Raw genomic sequence first — 13,372 nt, 5'->3', positions numbered from 1 at the left:
CTGAGAAATTGGGATTCTTCGCTCTTTGTGTTAAAGTGTTTGCCCGTCAGTGAAGTAAACTGACGGTCGGATGACTAATTTTTGCGAGATAATACGATGATCAAACAACGGACATTAAAACGTATTGTTCAGACGACTGGCGTCGGTTTACACACCGGCAAGAAAGTCACGCTGACGTTACGCCCTGCGCCGGCTAATACCGGGGTCATCTATCGTCGCACTGACTTGAATCCACCGGTTGATTTCCCGGCTGATGCCAAATCCGTGCGTGATACCATGCTCTGTACTTGCCTGGTTAATGAGCATGACGTACGTATTTCAACGGTCGAACATCTGAATGCAGCCCTTGCGGGACTTGGCATTGATAATATCGTGGTGGAAGTGAACGCGCCTGAAATTCCTATTATGGATGGCAGCGCCGCACCCTTTATCTATCTGCTGATGGACGCGGGTATTGAAGAACTGAACAGCGCCAAGAAATTTGTTCGCATCAAGCAGCCTGTCCGGGTTGAAGATGGCGACAAGTGGGCTGAGCTTTCGCCGCACAACGGTTTCTCACTGGATTTCACCATTGATTTTAACCACCCGGCAATTGACTCCAGTTCACAGCGCTACCGCATGGACTTCTCTGCAGAAGCCTTTGCGCGTCAGATCAGCCGTGCTCGTACGTTTGGCTTTATGCGCGACATCGAAGCATTACAGTCCCGTGGCCTGTGCCTTGGCGGCAGTTTTGACTGTGCAATCGTGGTGGATGATTACCGCGTATTGAACGAAGATGGTCTGCGGTTTGAAGACGAATTCGTCCGTCACAAAATGCTGGATGCGATCGGTGACCTGTACATGTGTGGCCATAACATTATTGGTGCGTTTACCGCATTCAAGTCTGGCCATGCGCTAAACAACAAGCTGTTACAGGCTGTTCTGGCGAAACAGGAAGCCTGGGAATGGGCAACGTTTGAAGACGAAGCTGCACTCCCGGTGAAATTCAAGGCACCAAATCTGGTTCTGGCGTAAGCCTGAACTTACTTATTACGACTGGTTGAGCTGGTACCCTCTCCGGCCAGCGAGGCCAGTCGTTCTAATATTCTCTTCAGTTTTTCCGGGCTCTGGCTCGCGACACTTCGCAACATTTCTGCACTGTGCTCACTAATCTGTCGTAACGGCGGTTTTTCTGCGTCCTTTGCCTGATTGCTTCTTTCTTGTACAGATTCCTGACCTTTTGCCGCCAGCGAAGGATTTATCCTGATGTCGATTGACGTCAATGATGGTAATATTTGCGCACGTAAAGCTGACAGCAGACTGGATTGTTCATAGCGTAAGCGCATCAACCAGCTGGCATTAGCCGTTTCGATGACCAGAATCCCCTGACGGAAGTTTGCCACACGGCACCAGGGATGCAGTTGAGCGGGGATGACACCCTGCACTGCGCGATTCAATTTGTTCAGGGCAATGGCACGTTGCTGCACGTTTTGCAGCACGCTCTGGTCCTGGGCCATATCGAAAAAACTTTCAATTGATTGTGGGCGACTATCTCGCATAGCAAGCTCCGGCGGAACACAGTGATCGGTATTCTTAATCGTTGGCGACAATTTGGCAGACGCTATTTCTGGCCGCATCTCCTTTTGGGGATGGTCGCGGCGAGTCTTGGGCTGCCTCAAGCGTCAGCGCACGAGCGTACTACCTTAGCAGAAACCTCGTCACGAAGCCTGAATATTGGCACCGCCGCACGCTTTGACAGCCTGGCATTGCTCGAAAGTGCTCGACGCCCATCATTCAGCGTAGACTACTGGCATCAGCATGCTATCCGCACGGTCATCCGCCATCTGTCGTTTACGCTGACACCATCGGTGTCACCCGCAGCGGTTGCCGAACAGCCCCACGAAGCGCATAAACTGGCGCTGCTGGATACGCTCAACGCGCTGCTGACTCACGAAGCCAAACCGCCGGTCATTATTCGCTATACAGCCCAACGTCAGGTCGAAGCTGCACCCCGTCATCAAACCGGCCTCTGGCTGGCTCAGGTTCAGGGCATTCGTGCCGGACCCGTTCTCATCTCTTAATTCATAAAAAACAGTCTGTTTAAAATCAAACGTTAAGTGCCCATCATGAACAATGATGGCTGAGAGAAATTATTTATTATGTTAATCAAATTATTAACCAAAGTTTTTGGTAGCAGCAACGACCGTACACTGCGCCGTATGCGTAAATCTGTAGAACAGATCAACAAGATGGAACCGGATTTCGAGAAGCTGTCTGACGACGAGCTGAAAGCGAAAACCGTCGAGTTCCGTGCGCGTCTGGAAAAAGGCGAAGAGCTGGATAGCCTGATCCCTGAAGCCTTTGCAACCGTACGTGAAGCCAGTAAGCGTGTGTTTGCCATGCGTCACTTCGACGTACAGCTGCTTGGCGGTATGGTGCTGAACGATCGCTGCATCGCGGAAATGCGTACCGGTGAAGGTAAAACCCTGACCGCAACGCTGCCAGCCTACCTTAACGCGTTGAGCGGTAAGGGTGTTCACGTGGTGACCGTCAACGACTACCTTGCCCAGCGTGATGCGGAAAACAACCGTCCTCTGTTTGAGTTCCTCGGTCTGAGCATCGGCATCAACTTGCCAGGTATGCCCGCTCCAGCAAAACGTGCCGCTTATGCTGCTGATATTACCTACGGCACTAACAACGAATACGGTTTTGACTACCTGCGCGACAACATGGCATTCAGCCCGGAAGACCGTGTACAGCGTAAGCTGAACTATGCGCTGGTGGATGAAGTTGACTCCATCCTGATTGATGAAGCACGTACACCGTTGATTATCTCCGGCCCTGCTGAAGACAGCTCTGAGCTGTATATCAAGGTCAATAAAATCATTCCTAACCTGATCCGTCAGGAAAAAGAAGATTCTGACAGCTTCCAGGGGGAAGGCCATTTCTCTGTTGATGAAAAATCGCGTCAGGTTCACCTGACCGAACGCGGCCTGGTGGCCGTTGAAGAATTGATGGTCAGTGAAGGGATTATGGCTGAGGGAGAGTCTCTCTACTCGCCAGGTAACATCATGATGATGCACCACGTGACCGCTGCACTGCGCGCCCACGTGCTGTTTACCCGTGACGTTGACTACATCGTTAAAGATGGCGAAGTGATCATCGTCGATGAACACACCGGCCGTACCATGCAGGGCCGTCGCTGGTCTGATGGTTTGCATCAGGCCGTTGAAGCTAAAGAAGGCGTGGAAATCCAGAACGAAAACCAGACGCTGGCTTCAATTACCTTCCAGAACTATTTCCGTCTGTATAACAAACTGGCCGGAATGACCGGTACTGCCGACACTGAAGCGTTTGAGTTCAGCTCTATCTACAAGCTGGATACCATTGTGGTGCCAACCAACCGCCCAATGGTTCGTAAGGATCTGCCGGATCTGGTCTATATGACTGAAATGGAGAAGATCGGCGCGATCATCGAAGACATCCGCGAGCGCACCGCTAACGGCCAGCCAGTGCTGGTCGGGACCATTTCGATTGAGAAATCGGAAGTGGTGTCTAATGAGCTGACCAAAGCGGGCATCAAGCACGAAGTGCTGAACGCCAAGTTCCACGCACGCGAAGCGGATATCGTCTCTCAGGCGGGCCAGCCAGCAGCGGTTACCATTGCAACCAACATGGCGGGTCGTGGTACTGACATCGTGCTGGGCGGTAGCTGGCAGTCAGAGATTGCTGCCATCGAAGAACCAACGGCTGAACAAATTGAGGCAATCAAAAGCGCGTGGAAAATTCGCCATGATGCTGTGCTGGCCTCCGGCGGTCTGCATATCATCGGTACTGAGCGTCATGAATCACGCCGTATTGATAACCAGCTGCGCGGCCGTTCAGGCCGTCAGGGTGACCAGGGTTCTTCCCGCTTCTACCTGTCAATGGAAGATGCCCTGATGCGTATCTTCGCCTCAGACCGCGTCACCAATATGATGCGTAAACTGGGTATGAAGCCTGGCGAAGCGATTGAGCACCCATGGGTGACCAAAGCCATTGCCAACGCTCAGCGTAAAGTAGAAAGCCGTAACTTCGATATCCGTAAGCAGCTGCTGGAATACGATGACGTTGCCAGCGATCAGCGCCGTGCTATCTATACACAGCGTAATGAACTGCTTGATGTGTCTGACGTGTCAGAAACCATTGCCAGCATTCGTGAGGATGTGTTTAAAAGCACCATTGATAGCTACATACCGCCGCAGTCTCTGGAAGAGATGTGGGATGTTGCTGGTTTGCAGGAGCGCCTGAGCAACGATTTCGACCTCAATCTGCCGATTCAGGAATGGCTGGATAAAGAGCCAGAGTTGCATGAAGAGACGCTGCGTGACCGCATCATGGAGCAGGCGAAAGAACAGTATCAGCGTAAAGAAGAAGTGGTTGGCGTTGAAATGATGCGCAACTTCGAGAAAGGCGTGATGCTGCAAACGCTGGATTCCCTGTGGAAAGAACACCTGGCGGCAATGGACTACCTGCGTCAGGGCATCCATCTGCGTGGCTATGCGCAGAAAGATCCTAAGCAGGAATACAAGCGTGAGTCCTTCGCTATGTTTGCGGCAATGCTGGAATCACTGAAGTATGAAGTGATCAGCACCCTGAGCAAGGTTCAGGTGCGTATGCCGGAAGAAGTTGAACAGATGGAAGAACAGCGTCGTCTGGAATCTGAGCGCCTGGCACAGCAACAGCAGTTAAGCCATGTGGATGCCGATACCGAAGCGGCCCAGTCTCTGGCTGATCAGACCGGCGAACGTAAAGTCGGACGTAATGATCTGTGCCCGTGCGGCTCGGGTAAAAAATACAAGCAGTGTCACGGTCGCCTGGCGTAGTCAGCCACGAACGATAACACCAGGGGCCGGAAATTTTCCGGCCCTTTTTTTATGTGTTTTGCCAAAGGAACAGTATCCAGATCGCCGCTGCCAGCGCCGGGCCAAAGGGCAGTCGTGCCGACAGTGAGCGCTTAACCACCAGACGCGCCAGCATGAAAACAGTGATACCCAGAGATGAAGCCAGTAGTAGTAATGGCGGAAGGGTTTGCCAGCCCAACCATGCCCCTCCGGCAGCCAGTAATTTCGCATCGCCCCTTCCCAGACCTTCTTCACCACGCACGATCTGATAACACCACGCGAGTAGCCAAAATAACCCATAACCTAGCACGGCGCCGGCAATCCCCTGTTCCAGAGACACTGATGGCATCACTCCGGCAAGATGGCACAGCAGACCTACCCATAACAAAGCAAGCGTCAGGCTGTCCGGTAATAAAAAATGCATACTGTCGATGATCGCCAGCGCCAGTAATAGCCAACTCAGCAGCAGAGCGGCCAACAGCAGCAGTCCTGCAGGCAGGAGGCAGGCGACCAGTAATGTGATCAGCAGTGACAGACTTTCGATGGCGGGGTAACGCCAGGAAATGGTTTCCTGGCATCCTCTACAGCGCCCGCGCAGCCACAGCCAGCTAAACAGAGGAATGTTATCGCCCATCGTCAGTGTTATCTGACAGTGTGGGCAATAAGAGCGTGGAAATCCCAGGTTGAACCGGTGAGGGTCGTTTCGCTGTATCATTAGCGGAAGCCTGAAAACCACCACATTCAGCAGACTGCCTGCACACAGTCCAGACATCACCAGCAATGCCCAGTAAATCCATACTGATTCCGTCGCAAATTGCAGCATTATTTTCTCCCTCTCTCATCCATGATGCTGCGCACTATAGCGCCGGATACCGGGTGAAGGCAGGGCTGAATGCATTTGCACCATGTTACATTTCAGCCATGCGGCGAGGCTCGATCTTTCCGATCTTACCCGCATAACAACTTGTCATTGGGGGGCAACGCTGGAATAGTGGCGGGAAAAATAAGTCAGCCAGTGAAGTGAGGAAAACATGAAGCACCTGCAAGTGGCCGTTGGCATTATTCGTAAAGATGGAGAAATTTTTTTAGCGCAACGCTCCGCAGACTCCTATATGGCCAACCGCTGGGAGTTTCCTGGGGGGAAAATGGAAGAGGGTGAAAGCCCCGAACAGGCGCTGAAACGTGAGTTGCTGGAGGAAACCGGCATCGAGGTGGTGAATGCCACGGCGTACGATACTGTCGATCACACCTATGACGATTTGCGCGTTACGCTGCACTTTTTCATTGTCGATCGCTGGAATGGCGAGCCGTGGGGGCGTGAAGGGCAGCCACAGCGCTGGGTCAGGCAGAGCGAACTGGATGCGGAGGCATTCCCCCCCGCAAACGTTGAGATTGTTGCGCGACTGAAAGCCAGCGCTTAATCATTAATCGCGATCAAATGGCTGCTCACTCCAGTCATCGCTGTCAGTCTGGTCACCGCTGCTGGGAATACGTTTCTCTTCAGCGGCCCATTCACCCAGGTCAATTAACTGACAGCGCTTGCTGCAGAATGGCCTCCAGGTACTGAGTTCATCCCAGATAACCTGTTTACTACAGGTCGGGCAGTTCACTACGGTTACATCATTCATTACACTTACCTTAACAACAGGCCAGCTCGAAATCGAAGCGGGCAGGAACTTCACCACGTTCGCTGTCCAGTGGCAGAAAACGGATGGCATAACGGCTTTTATGGCCAGAAATCTGAGGATATAACGCATCATCCAACCGGAGTTGCATACGCAACAGGTCAGCTCCTTCCGCATTATCCTGGAAGAAACCATTCAGGCTGGTGTGATTACGGAATATCCCTGACTGGCGAATCAGATCGAGGATCATTGTCAGCGCCTGTTGTATCGGTACGAGCGATGCCATCCAGGTGGTCACCTGCTGGTCACGCAGGTGCTGTTCAATATGAAGCCAGATATGTAGCGTAGGCAGATCAAAGCTACAGCAGCCTCCTGGAATGCTCAGGCGCTGACGCACCAGGGCTATCAGCCGTTCTTCGCGTAAAATCTGGCCCATGCGGGGGGCGGACATCAACGTAGCACCGAAACTTTTAAGATCGCTGCGCAGTGTGTTAATACGCGCCATATCTACGCCAGGCACTTCCGCCCAGCCCAGCAGTTTCTGCTGCTGACGTTCAAGTTCTTTCAGGATATCTGTACGAAGCTCGCCGCGCTCAAAGACGTCCAGGAGTTCGGCAGCATTACGGAAAAAGGTCAGGGCACCCAAATGGTCGGTGATTTTCTGGCTGGCAGTCAGCTGTTTTAGTAAAAATTCGATACGCAGCCAGGTGCGCATTTTCTCATTCAGAGGGTGCTCAAATAGAACCATTGTACTCATACTGTTAATCCCGATAGCGTGTCGCAGCCAGCGCCAGATAACGCTGGTTGAGTTCGGCAACGTGCGCTGTCACCGTCTCAAGCGACCCGCAGTTATCAATAATATCATCCGCTACTGCCAGACGCGCTTCGCGTGTTGCCTGTGCAGCAAGAATATTCTCAGCCTGTTCACGGCTAATGTTATCACGGCTCATGGTCCGGGCCAGTTGCGTTTCACGGTCTACATCGACCACCAGTACCCGGTCAGCCAGATGCTGCAAATTATTCTCCACCAGTAGAGGAACCACCCACAGACACCATAGTGACTGGGTTAATGCTAGCTGCTGTCGGGTTTCTGCATGGATAAGAGGATGTAACAAATTATCAATCCAGCGTTTTTCCGCTGGAGAGCTGAAAATTTTCTGGCGTAATGCCGGCCGGTTTAACGAGCCATCCGGGTGCAGCACATCGTCGCCAAATCGGGCGTGAATAGCGGCTAGCGCGGGCTGGCCCTTTTCCACCACCTGACGTGCGATAATATCCGCATCGACAATATCAACGCCCAGTGAGGCAAAGGCATTCGCAATGGTACTTTTTCCGCTGCCGATACCACCGGTCAGCGCTACGGTATAGCGCATAGGTCTTGATTCTCTCTGCCTTGTCGTACTGGAATTTGCGCGTTGAAGGCAAATTTGAGGCACAGATCACAAGACAAATTCACAGGTAAATTTCTCGAATTGTAGCCTAAATAAATCAAATTTCGCAGTCTTGTCGGCGCGTTTTTAGCGCGTATGATAGCGTCACTGGAGCGGGCAATTTGCTTATGACCAAAAGTGTTGCCCGCAGAGTGCGTTATTGCACCAACGCCATCAACCAGGAAATCTGTTATGCGTATCGAAGAAGATATTAAGTTAGGCTTCAAAGATGTTCTTATCCGGCCAAAGCGTTCAACGCTGCAAAGCCGTTCTCAGGTTGAGCTGGAGCGTCAGTTTACCTTCAAGCATTCAGGTATTGCCTGGTCAGGCGTACCGATCATTGCCGCGAATATGGATACCGTCGGTACTTTCAGCATGGCACAAGCACTGGCCTCATTCGATATCCTCACCGCAGTGCATAAGCATTACAGCGTTGAGCAGTGGCGGGCATTTGTTGAGCGTTCCACGCCTGCGGTGCTTCAGCATGTCATGGTGTCGACCGGCACGTCTGAGGCAGATTTCCTGAAGTTACAACAAATCCTGGCGTTATCACCGGCACTCAATTTTATCTGTATCGATGTGGCTAATGGCTACTCTGAGCACTTTGTGGCTTTCCTGCGGCGGGCACGCGAAGCCTGTCCGGGGAAAACCATCTGTGCCGGCAACGTCGTGACGGGCGAAATGGTCGAGGAACTGATCCTTTCCGGGGCAGATATTGTGAAAGTCGGTATCGGCCCGGGTTCTGTTTGTACTACCCGAGTGAAAACGGGGGTTGGCTACCCGCAGCTGTCTGCCGTTATTGAGTGTGCCGATGCGGCGCATGGATTGGGCGGCCAAATCGTGAGTGATGGTGGTTGTTCGGTGCCTGGCGATGTTGCAAAAGCTTTCGGCGGCGGAGCCGATTTTGTCATGCTTGGCGGTATGCTGGCGGCCCATGATGAATGTGAAGGGACGCTGGTCGAAGAGAACGGCGAACAGTTTATGCTGTTCTACGGCATGAGTTCAGAGTCGGCCATGAAGCGTCATGTAGGCGGTGTTGCGCAATACCGTGCAGCTGAAGGAAAAACCGTTAAATTGCCGCTTCGTGGGCCTGTTGAGTTTACCGCACGCGATATTCTCGGCGGCCTGCGTTCAGCTTGTACTTATGTGGGCGCTGAGCGCTTGAAAGAACTGACCAAGCGCACGACGTTTATTCGTGTTAATGAGCAGGAAAACCGCATTTTTAACCGATAAGAATAGCCTTTAACGCCACAAGTGCTCCCGCCCAACCGGGCGGGGACATGGTTTTTAGCCGAGCGCATCCCCTAACCGGAACACGGGCAGATACATCGCCACCACCAGCGTGCCCACAATTCCCCCAATGACCACCATCATTAATGGCTCTAGTGCGGCGGCCAACTGGTCTGCCAACTGATGGGTCTGTTGTTCATGCCAGCTTGCCAGTCTTTCCAGTAACGTATCCAGTGACCCTGACTCTTCGCCCACCTTGACCAACTGATAACACAGTGGGGTGAACAACGTATGCGACTTCAGCGCCTGATGCAGCGGATTACCGGCAGCGATATGTTGCTGTAACTGCATGATGGCCTCACGCCAGAGTAGGGGCGAAAGCGTTTTCTCAACCGCCTGAAGGCTTTGCAGCAGAGTCAGCCCGGCACGCTGAGTCATGGAGAGCGTGGTAAATATCTGGGTCAACAGACTGCCCTGATACAGCGTGGCAATCAGCGGCAATCTGAGTAACAGACGCTGTTCTCGCCGCTGCCAGGCTTGGGATGTCCTGCGCTGAACGTTCCAAAAAACACCGATACTCACAATAAACACCATAAATATCAGTGCCTGTTGCTGTAGTAGCTTAGAAAATGCAATGACCGCGGAGGTAAAGGCGGGGAGTGGCGCGTTGAAGGTGCGGTAAATTTCGACGAACTCCGGTAACACAAATACCAGCATACCGATGCTGACCAGCAGGGCGACCGCCAGAATAAAGAGTGGATAGCGTAGTGCTTTTTTCACTTTCAGCTGTAGCTGTTGCTGCCGTTCTTGCTGGCTTGCCAGTTGCTGGCAGCACTCATCCAGCTCCCCTGTCAGTTCGCCAATGTGCACCAGTGCCGGAAACAGCGGTGGGAAAACATCCGGCCATGCAGCCAACGCCTGCGAGAAAGGTTCTCCGGCGGAAATGCTCTGCTTGAAGCCGCAACAACAGCGCCTGCCAGCCGGGTTCAGGGTGATCTTCGCCCAGCAGCTGTAAACTGCCCGTCAGGGGAATTCCCGCTTTCAGTAACGTTGCCAACTGGCGGACAAATGCGTTCTTCTGTTGCCACTGCCAGTGACGCGGAGCATAGCTGCGGCCACGGGCGATCTTTAACGGGAGCTGATGAACAGCCGCAAGATCCTCAATAATCTGCCCGGCGCTGGTGGCAAAACTGCTTCCCTGATGTAACTGCCCGTCGTCGTCAATCGACTGCCAGCGGAAAAGTGTTCGTTTATTCATCACTACCACCCGCTACACGGGTTAACTCTTCCAGAGTGGTATCGCCACGATTCACGCAGTGAAGCCCCTCAACAAACAGTGAGTTCAGTCCTTGTTGACGTGCAATATCTGCCAGCTCTTCCGGGCGTGCCGATTTTGCCAGCGCATTTTGCAGCCGCGCAGTGATGGGTAGTAGCTCAAACAGTGGCAGACGCCCATAGAAACCAGAAAAACAGTGTTCACAACCCACCGCACGCCAGTTCTGCACGGTACCCGGCCAGATATGAGGCGGAAAATGGGCCGTTGCTTCTGCGGGCTGGCGGCAGTGTTTGCACAGCCTGCGAACCAGACGTTGAGCAATCACCAGTTTGAGCGCAGAGGCCAGCAGATAGCCTGGCACCCCCATTTGCCCCAAACGTACCAGCGTTTCAGTGGTGGAGTTAGTATGCAGAGTCGATAGCACCAGATGTCCAGTTTGAGCGGCTTTAACGGCGATCTCAGCGGTTTCTCCATCGCGGATCTCACCGATCATAATGACATCGGGATCCTGGCGCAGCAGGGCGCGTAATACGCGATGAAAATCGAGCCCGGATCGGGCATGAATCTGGGTTTGGTTCACGCCTGCCAGGGGGATCTCCACCGGATCTTCCACGCTGCAAAGATTACGTGTGGCGACATTTAGCCAACTGAGGCCACTGTAAAGCGTGAACGTTTTTCCACTTCCAGTGGGGCCGGTGACCAGAATCATTCCCTGAGGGCGGGATAATGCATCACGGTAGCGCTTGAGAAGCGGGCCAGGCATACCGATATTCTCCAGTGCAATTGCCCGCGTATCGCTTTGCAACAGGCGCACCACCGCCTTTTCACCAAAGCGGGTGGGCAGCGTCGACAGGCGAAATGATTCCGTCGTATTGTTCAGCGCCAGTGAAAACTGCCCGTCCTGTGGGACGCGGCGTTCCGCAATATCGAGGCCCGCAAGAATTTTAAGTCGTGCGATGAGTGCTGCGCTATTTTCACAGCCTGTTGCCGGCAGCAGTTGCATGACGCCATCGACGCGCAAGCGCAGACGTAACCCATTTTCCTGTGGTTCGATATGCAGGTCAGAGGCACGTTTTTGCAGTGCCTGGGCCAGCAGATAATCCACTTTTTCTACCGCTGTACCGCTATGCTCTTCCGGGGCAGGTTCTTGCGCGGCTGTTGTCATTGTCTGTCGGGAAAACTGCTCCAGCCTTGCCTGTGGCCAGCATTCGACATTAATTGCGCTATGCGTAGCGAAGCGTAATTCAGTCATCATTTCATGACTGGGTGAGTCTGCCAGCGCAATGTGAAGCCGTTGCGGATTGCATTCAATAATTACGGCTTGGTAACGGTGGCAGATAGCCTCCAGCGCCCGCTGTGTCTCTACTGTCATGGCGTCTCATCCTCATCAAAACGGAATACATCCTGACAGGCGTCCTTCAGTCCGCTATTGGTGCTGCTACAACTGCGCTGCCAGCTTAACTGGCCATCATTGCTATTCCACTGGGGGCTCAGTTTCACACTCAGCCCTTTGAGGCTCTCCTGGCCGGTAAGCGTGATGACTCCTGCATTGGTGGTCAGTGCCGAAACATAGCGTGAGGTCCGTTGAGCCGGAACCCCGTTACTCCCCGCGCTACAGTTTCCACTGCCACCGCGTTCAATGGCGCACAGCTCTACGGCGGTTTTATACGGCATCGCCGTTTGCAGCATATCGGTGAGTGCGGCTTTTTGCAGATAGCCCTGGTAAGCGGGCAGGCCGATGGCGCTGAGAATGGCAATAATCGCGATGACAATCATCAGTTCGATCAGGGTAAAGCCCTCTTGGTAGTTCATGGTAAACCTCCTTGTGTATTGAGGCTGGCAACATAAACCCGGGATGTGCGGTCAGCCAGCGGCAAACGGCAGCTTTCAGAGGAGGGACGTAAAGAGTTTTGGGCGTTACAGAGAGTTGCGGGTAACCAGGAAGCCATCTCGCAAAACCGAAACGCAGGCAGAAAAAAGGCCAGCATGTATGGCTGGCCTGGGGTACAACGAGGACATTGTCTGACGCGATGTCTCTTAAGCGTCGTTACCTTTTAGCGAAAGCGCATCGACAGGTCGAGGGCACGCACATGTTTGGTCAGAGCACCTACGGAAATATAGTCCACGCCAGTTTCGGCAAAGGTCCGCAGGGTTTTATCCGTCACATTACCCGACACTTCCAGCAGTGCACGGCCATCGCTCAACGTGACGGCTGCACGCATCTGTTCAACGGTAAAGTTGTCCAGCATCACGATGTCAGCACCGGCCTGCAACGCCTGTTCCAGCTCGTCCAGCGATTCAACTTCCACTTCTACCGGTACATCAGGGCGCAGCCAGGAGGCTTTCTCGACCGCCTTGGCAATCGAGCCGCAGGCAATAATGTGGTTCTCTTTGATCAGAAACGCATCGGACAAACCCAGGCGATGGTTCGCTCCACCGCCGCACAGAACGGCATACTTCAGCGCAGTGCGCAGCCCCGGCAGGGTTTTACGCGTGTCGAGCAACTGTGTGCGTGTGCCTTCCAGCAGGGCAACATAGCGGCTGACTTCTGTCGCCACGCCCGAGAGCGTCTGCACAAAGTTCAGCGCGGTGCGTTCAGCCGTGAGGATCAACGGCGCCGGGCCGGTGACTTCAAACAGGATTTGATCGGCGGTGATCGCATCACCATCTTCAACGTGCCAGGTCACTTGCGCGTTGTCGCCCAACTGGATAAACACCTCTTCTACCCAGCGTTTACCACAAAAAACACCGGGTTCACGCGTGATGACTACCGCATGAGACAGGGTGTCGGCAGACAGCAGGCTGGCGGTGATGTCTTTACAGGGATCGATTTCCCCGCCCAGATCTTCACGCAGCGCCTGGGCAACGCCAGGGGGAATATCATCTTCAATACGGCCCATCAATTCAGCTCGGCGGCTGTCCGGATCGTAACGGCGGGAGGTCATGATC

General features: G+C 53.4%; 13 protein-coding genes and 1 pseudogene. 5 read left to right on the top strand and 9 right to left on the bottom strand.

The window, feature by feature from the left end:
* Positions 1 to 96 precede the first annotated feature (96 nt).
* Positions 97 to 1,014, top strand: a complete 918-nt coding sequence (gene lpxC, locus HHI26_RS13255) for a UDP-3-O-acyl-N-acetylglucosamine deacetylase (RefSeq protein ID WP_133842296.1) — start codon at positions 97 to 99, stop codon at positions 1,012 to 1,014.
* Positions 1,015 to 1,022: 8 nt separating this feature from the next.
* Here lpxC and HHI26_RS13250 read toward each other — a convergent pair whose 3' ends face one another.
* Positions 1,023 to 1,538 carry a DciA family protein gene (locus HHI26_RS13250; protein WP_133842295.1) on the bottom strand — a complete coding sequence of 172 codons (516 nt, stop codon included), beginning with the start codon at positions 1,536 to 1,538 and terminating at the stop codon, positions 1,023 to 1,025.
* A 21-nt stretch (positions 1,539 to 1,559) separates the two neighbouring features.
* On the opposite strand from HHI26_RS13250, the gene secM reads away from it, so the two are divergent.
* Positions 1,560 to 2,060, top strand: coding sequence for a secA translation cis-regulator SecM (gene secM, locus HHI26_RS13245; protein WP_159336885.1), 501 nt, complete (start codon positions 1,560 to 1,562; stop codon positions 2,058 to 2,060).
* Between the two features lie 78 nt (positions 2,061 to 2,138).
* On the top strand, positions 2,139 to 4,844 hold the full coding sequence (secA, locus tag HHI26_RS13240) for a preprotein translocase subunit SecA (RefSeq protein WP_159336886.1): 2,706 nt from the start codon (positions 2,139 to 2,141) through the stop codon (positions 4,842 to 4,844).
* Positions 4,845 to 4,893: 49 nt separating this feature from the next.
* Here secA and HHI26_RS13235 read toward each other — a convergent pair whose 3' ends face one another.
* Positions 4,894 to 5,685 (bottom strand): A24 family peptidase, encoded by a 792-nt coding sequence (locus HHI26_RS13235; RefSeq protein WP_133842292.1) that lies wholly within the window; start codon positions 5,683 to 5,685, stop codon positions 4,894 to 4,896.
* A gap of 208 nt (positions 5,686 to 5,893) precedes the next feature.
* On the opposite strand from HHI26_RS13235, the gene mutT reads away from it, so the two are divergent.
* Complete coding sequence (mutT, locus tag HHI26_RS13230; protein WP_133842291.1) at positions 5,894 to 6,283, top strand: 8-oxo-dGTP diphosphatase MutT; 390 nt, start codon at positions 5,894 to 5,896, stop codon at positions 6,281 to 6,283.
* Positions 6,284 to 6,286: 3 nt separating this feature from the next.
* Here the strand turns inward: mutT and yacG are convergent, their stop codons facing one another.
* The 3 genes from yacG to coaE are packed head-to-tail and all read right to left on the bottom strand — an operon-like array spanning position 6,287 to position 7,860.
* Complete coding sequence (yacG, locus tag HHI26_RS13225) at positions 6,287 to 6,490, bottom strand: DNA gyrase inhibitor YacG (protein ID WP_133842290.1); 204 nt, start codon at positions 6,488 to 6,490, stop codon at positions 6,287 to 6,289.
* Between the two features lie 10 nt (positions 6,491 to 6,500).
* Entirely contained in the window at positions 6,501 to 7,244 is a 744-nt protein-coding gene (gene zapD / locus HHI26_RS13220; RefSeq protein ID WP_133842289.1) for a cell division protein ZapD, read from the bottom strand.
* 4 nt (positions 7,245 to 7,248) lie between these two features.
* Positions 7,249 to 7,860 carry a dephospho-CoA kinase gene (gene coaE, locus HHI26_RS13215; protein WP_133842288.1) on the bottom strand — a complete coding sequence of 204 codons (612 nt, stop codon included), beginning with the start codon at positions 7,858 to 7,860 and terminating at the stop codon, positions 7,249 to 7,251.
* A gap of 249 nt (positions 7,861 to 8,109) precedes the next feature.
* Here coaE and HHI26_RS13210 point away from each other — a divergent pair, with 249 nt between their 5' ends.
* Positions 8,110 to 9,150 carry a GMP reductase gene (locus tag HHI26_RS13210; RefSeq protein ID WP_133842287.1) on the top strand — a complete coding sequence of 347 codons (1,041 nt, stop codon included), beginning with the start codon at positions 8,110 to 8,112 and terminating at the stop codon, positions 9,148 to 9,150.
* A 54-nt stretch (positions 9,151 to 9,204) separates the two neighbouring features.
* On the opposite strand, the pseudogene hofC reads toward HHI26_RS13210, so the two are convergent.
* The 4 genes and pseudogenes from hofC to nadC all read right to left on the bottom strand — a co-directional run bounded on the left by hofC (position 9,205) and on the right by nadC (position 13,368).
* Positions 9,205 to 10,405, bottom strand: a pseudogene (gene hofC, locus HHI26_RS13205) (protein transport protein HofC).
* On the bottom strand, positions 10,398 to 11,795 hold the full coding sequence (gene gspE, locus HHI26_RS13200) for a type II secretion system protein GspE (RefSeq protein WP_159336887.1): 1,398 nt from the start codon (positions 11,793 to 11,795) through the stop codon (positions 10,398 to 10,400). Before gspE ends, hofC begins: the two are co-directional and overlap by 8 nt.
* Positions 11,792 to 12,235, bottom strand: a complete 444-nt coding sequence (ppdD, locus tag HHI26_RS13195; RefSeq protein ID WP_171149228.1) for a prepilin peptidase-dependent pilin — start codon at positions 12,233 to 12,235, stop codon at positions 11,792 to 11,794. Before ppdD ends, gspE begins: the two co-directional genes overlap by 4 nt.
* A 242-nt stretch (positions 12,236 to 12,477) precedes the next feature.
* A complete protein-coding gene (nadC, locus tag HHI26_RS13190; protein WP_133842283.1) occupies positions 12,478 to 13,368 on the bottom strand; it encodes a carboxylating nicotinate-nucleotide diphosphorylase in 891 nt (296 codons plus the stop codon).
* Between the last annotated feature and the right edge of the window lie 4 nt (positions 13,369 to 13,372).

The organism is Erwinia sp. JH02, assembly GCF_013074405.1.
Taxonomy (GTDB): Bacteria; Pseudomonadota; Gammaproteobacteria; order Enterobacterales; family Enterobacteriaceae; genus Erwinia; species Erwinia rhapontici.
Note: the sequence above shows the minus strand (reverse complement) of the source record. Positions and strands in the feature narration are given on the sequence as shown.

Excerpts from the sequence above, each read along its gene's own strand:
- secA (WP_159336886.1), top strand. The coding sequence starts at position 2,139 with ATGTTAATCAAATTATTAACCAAAGTTTTTGGTAGCAGCAACGACCGT.
- gspE (WP_159336887.1), bottom strand. The coding sequence starts at position 11,795 with ATGACAGTAGAGACACAGCGGGCGCTGGAGGCTATCTGCCACCGTTAC.
- HHI26_RS13210 (WP_133842287.1), top strand. The coding sequence starts at position 8,110 with ATGCGTATCGAAGAAGATATTAAGTTAGGCTTCAAAGATGTTCTTATC.
- HHI26_RS13235 (WP_133842292.1), bottom strand. The coding sequence starts at position 5,685 with ATGCTGCAATTTGCGACGGAATCAGTATGGATTTACTGGGCATTGCTG.
- yacG (WP_133842290.1), bottom strand. The coding sequence starts at position 6,490 with ATGAATGATGTAACCGTAGTGAACTGCCCGACCTGTAGTAAACAGGTT.
- nadC (WP_133842283.1), bottom strand. The coding sequence starts at position 13,368 with ATGACCTCCCGCCGTTACGATCCGGACAGCCGCCGAGCTGAATTGATG.
- lpxC (WP_133842296.1), top strand. The coding sequence starts at position 97 with ATGATCAAACAACGGACATTAAAACGTATTGTTCAGACGACTGGCGTC.
- HHI26_RS13250 (WP_133842295.1), bottom strand. The coding sequence starts at position 1,538 with ATGCGAGATAGTCGCCCACAATCAATTGAAAGTTTTTTCGATATGGCC.
- ppdD (WP_171149228.1), bottom strand. The coding sequence starts at position 12,235 with ATGAACTACCAAGAGGGCTTTACCCTGATCGAACTGATGATTGTCATC.
- zapD (WP_133842289.1), bottom strand. The coding sequence starts at position 7,244 with ATGAGTACAATGGTTCTATTTGAGCACCCTCTGAATGAGAAAATGCGC.
- mutT (WP_133842291.1), top strand. The coding sequence starts at position 5,894 with ATGAAGCACCTGCAAGTGGCCGTTGGCATTATTCGTAAAGATGGAGAA.
- coaE (WP_133842288.1), bottom strand. The coding sequence starts at position 7,860 with ATGCGCTATACCGTAGCGCTGACCGGTGGTATCGGCAGCGGAAAAAGT.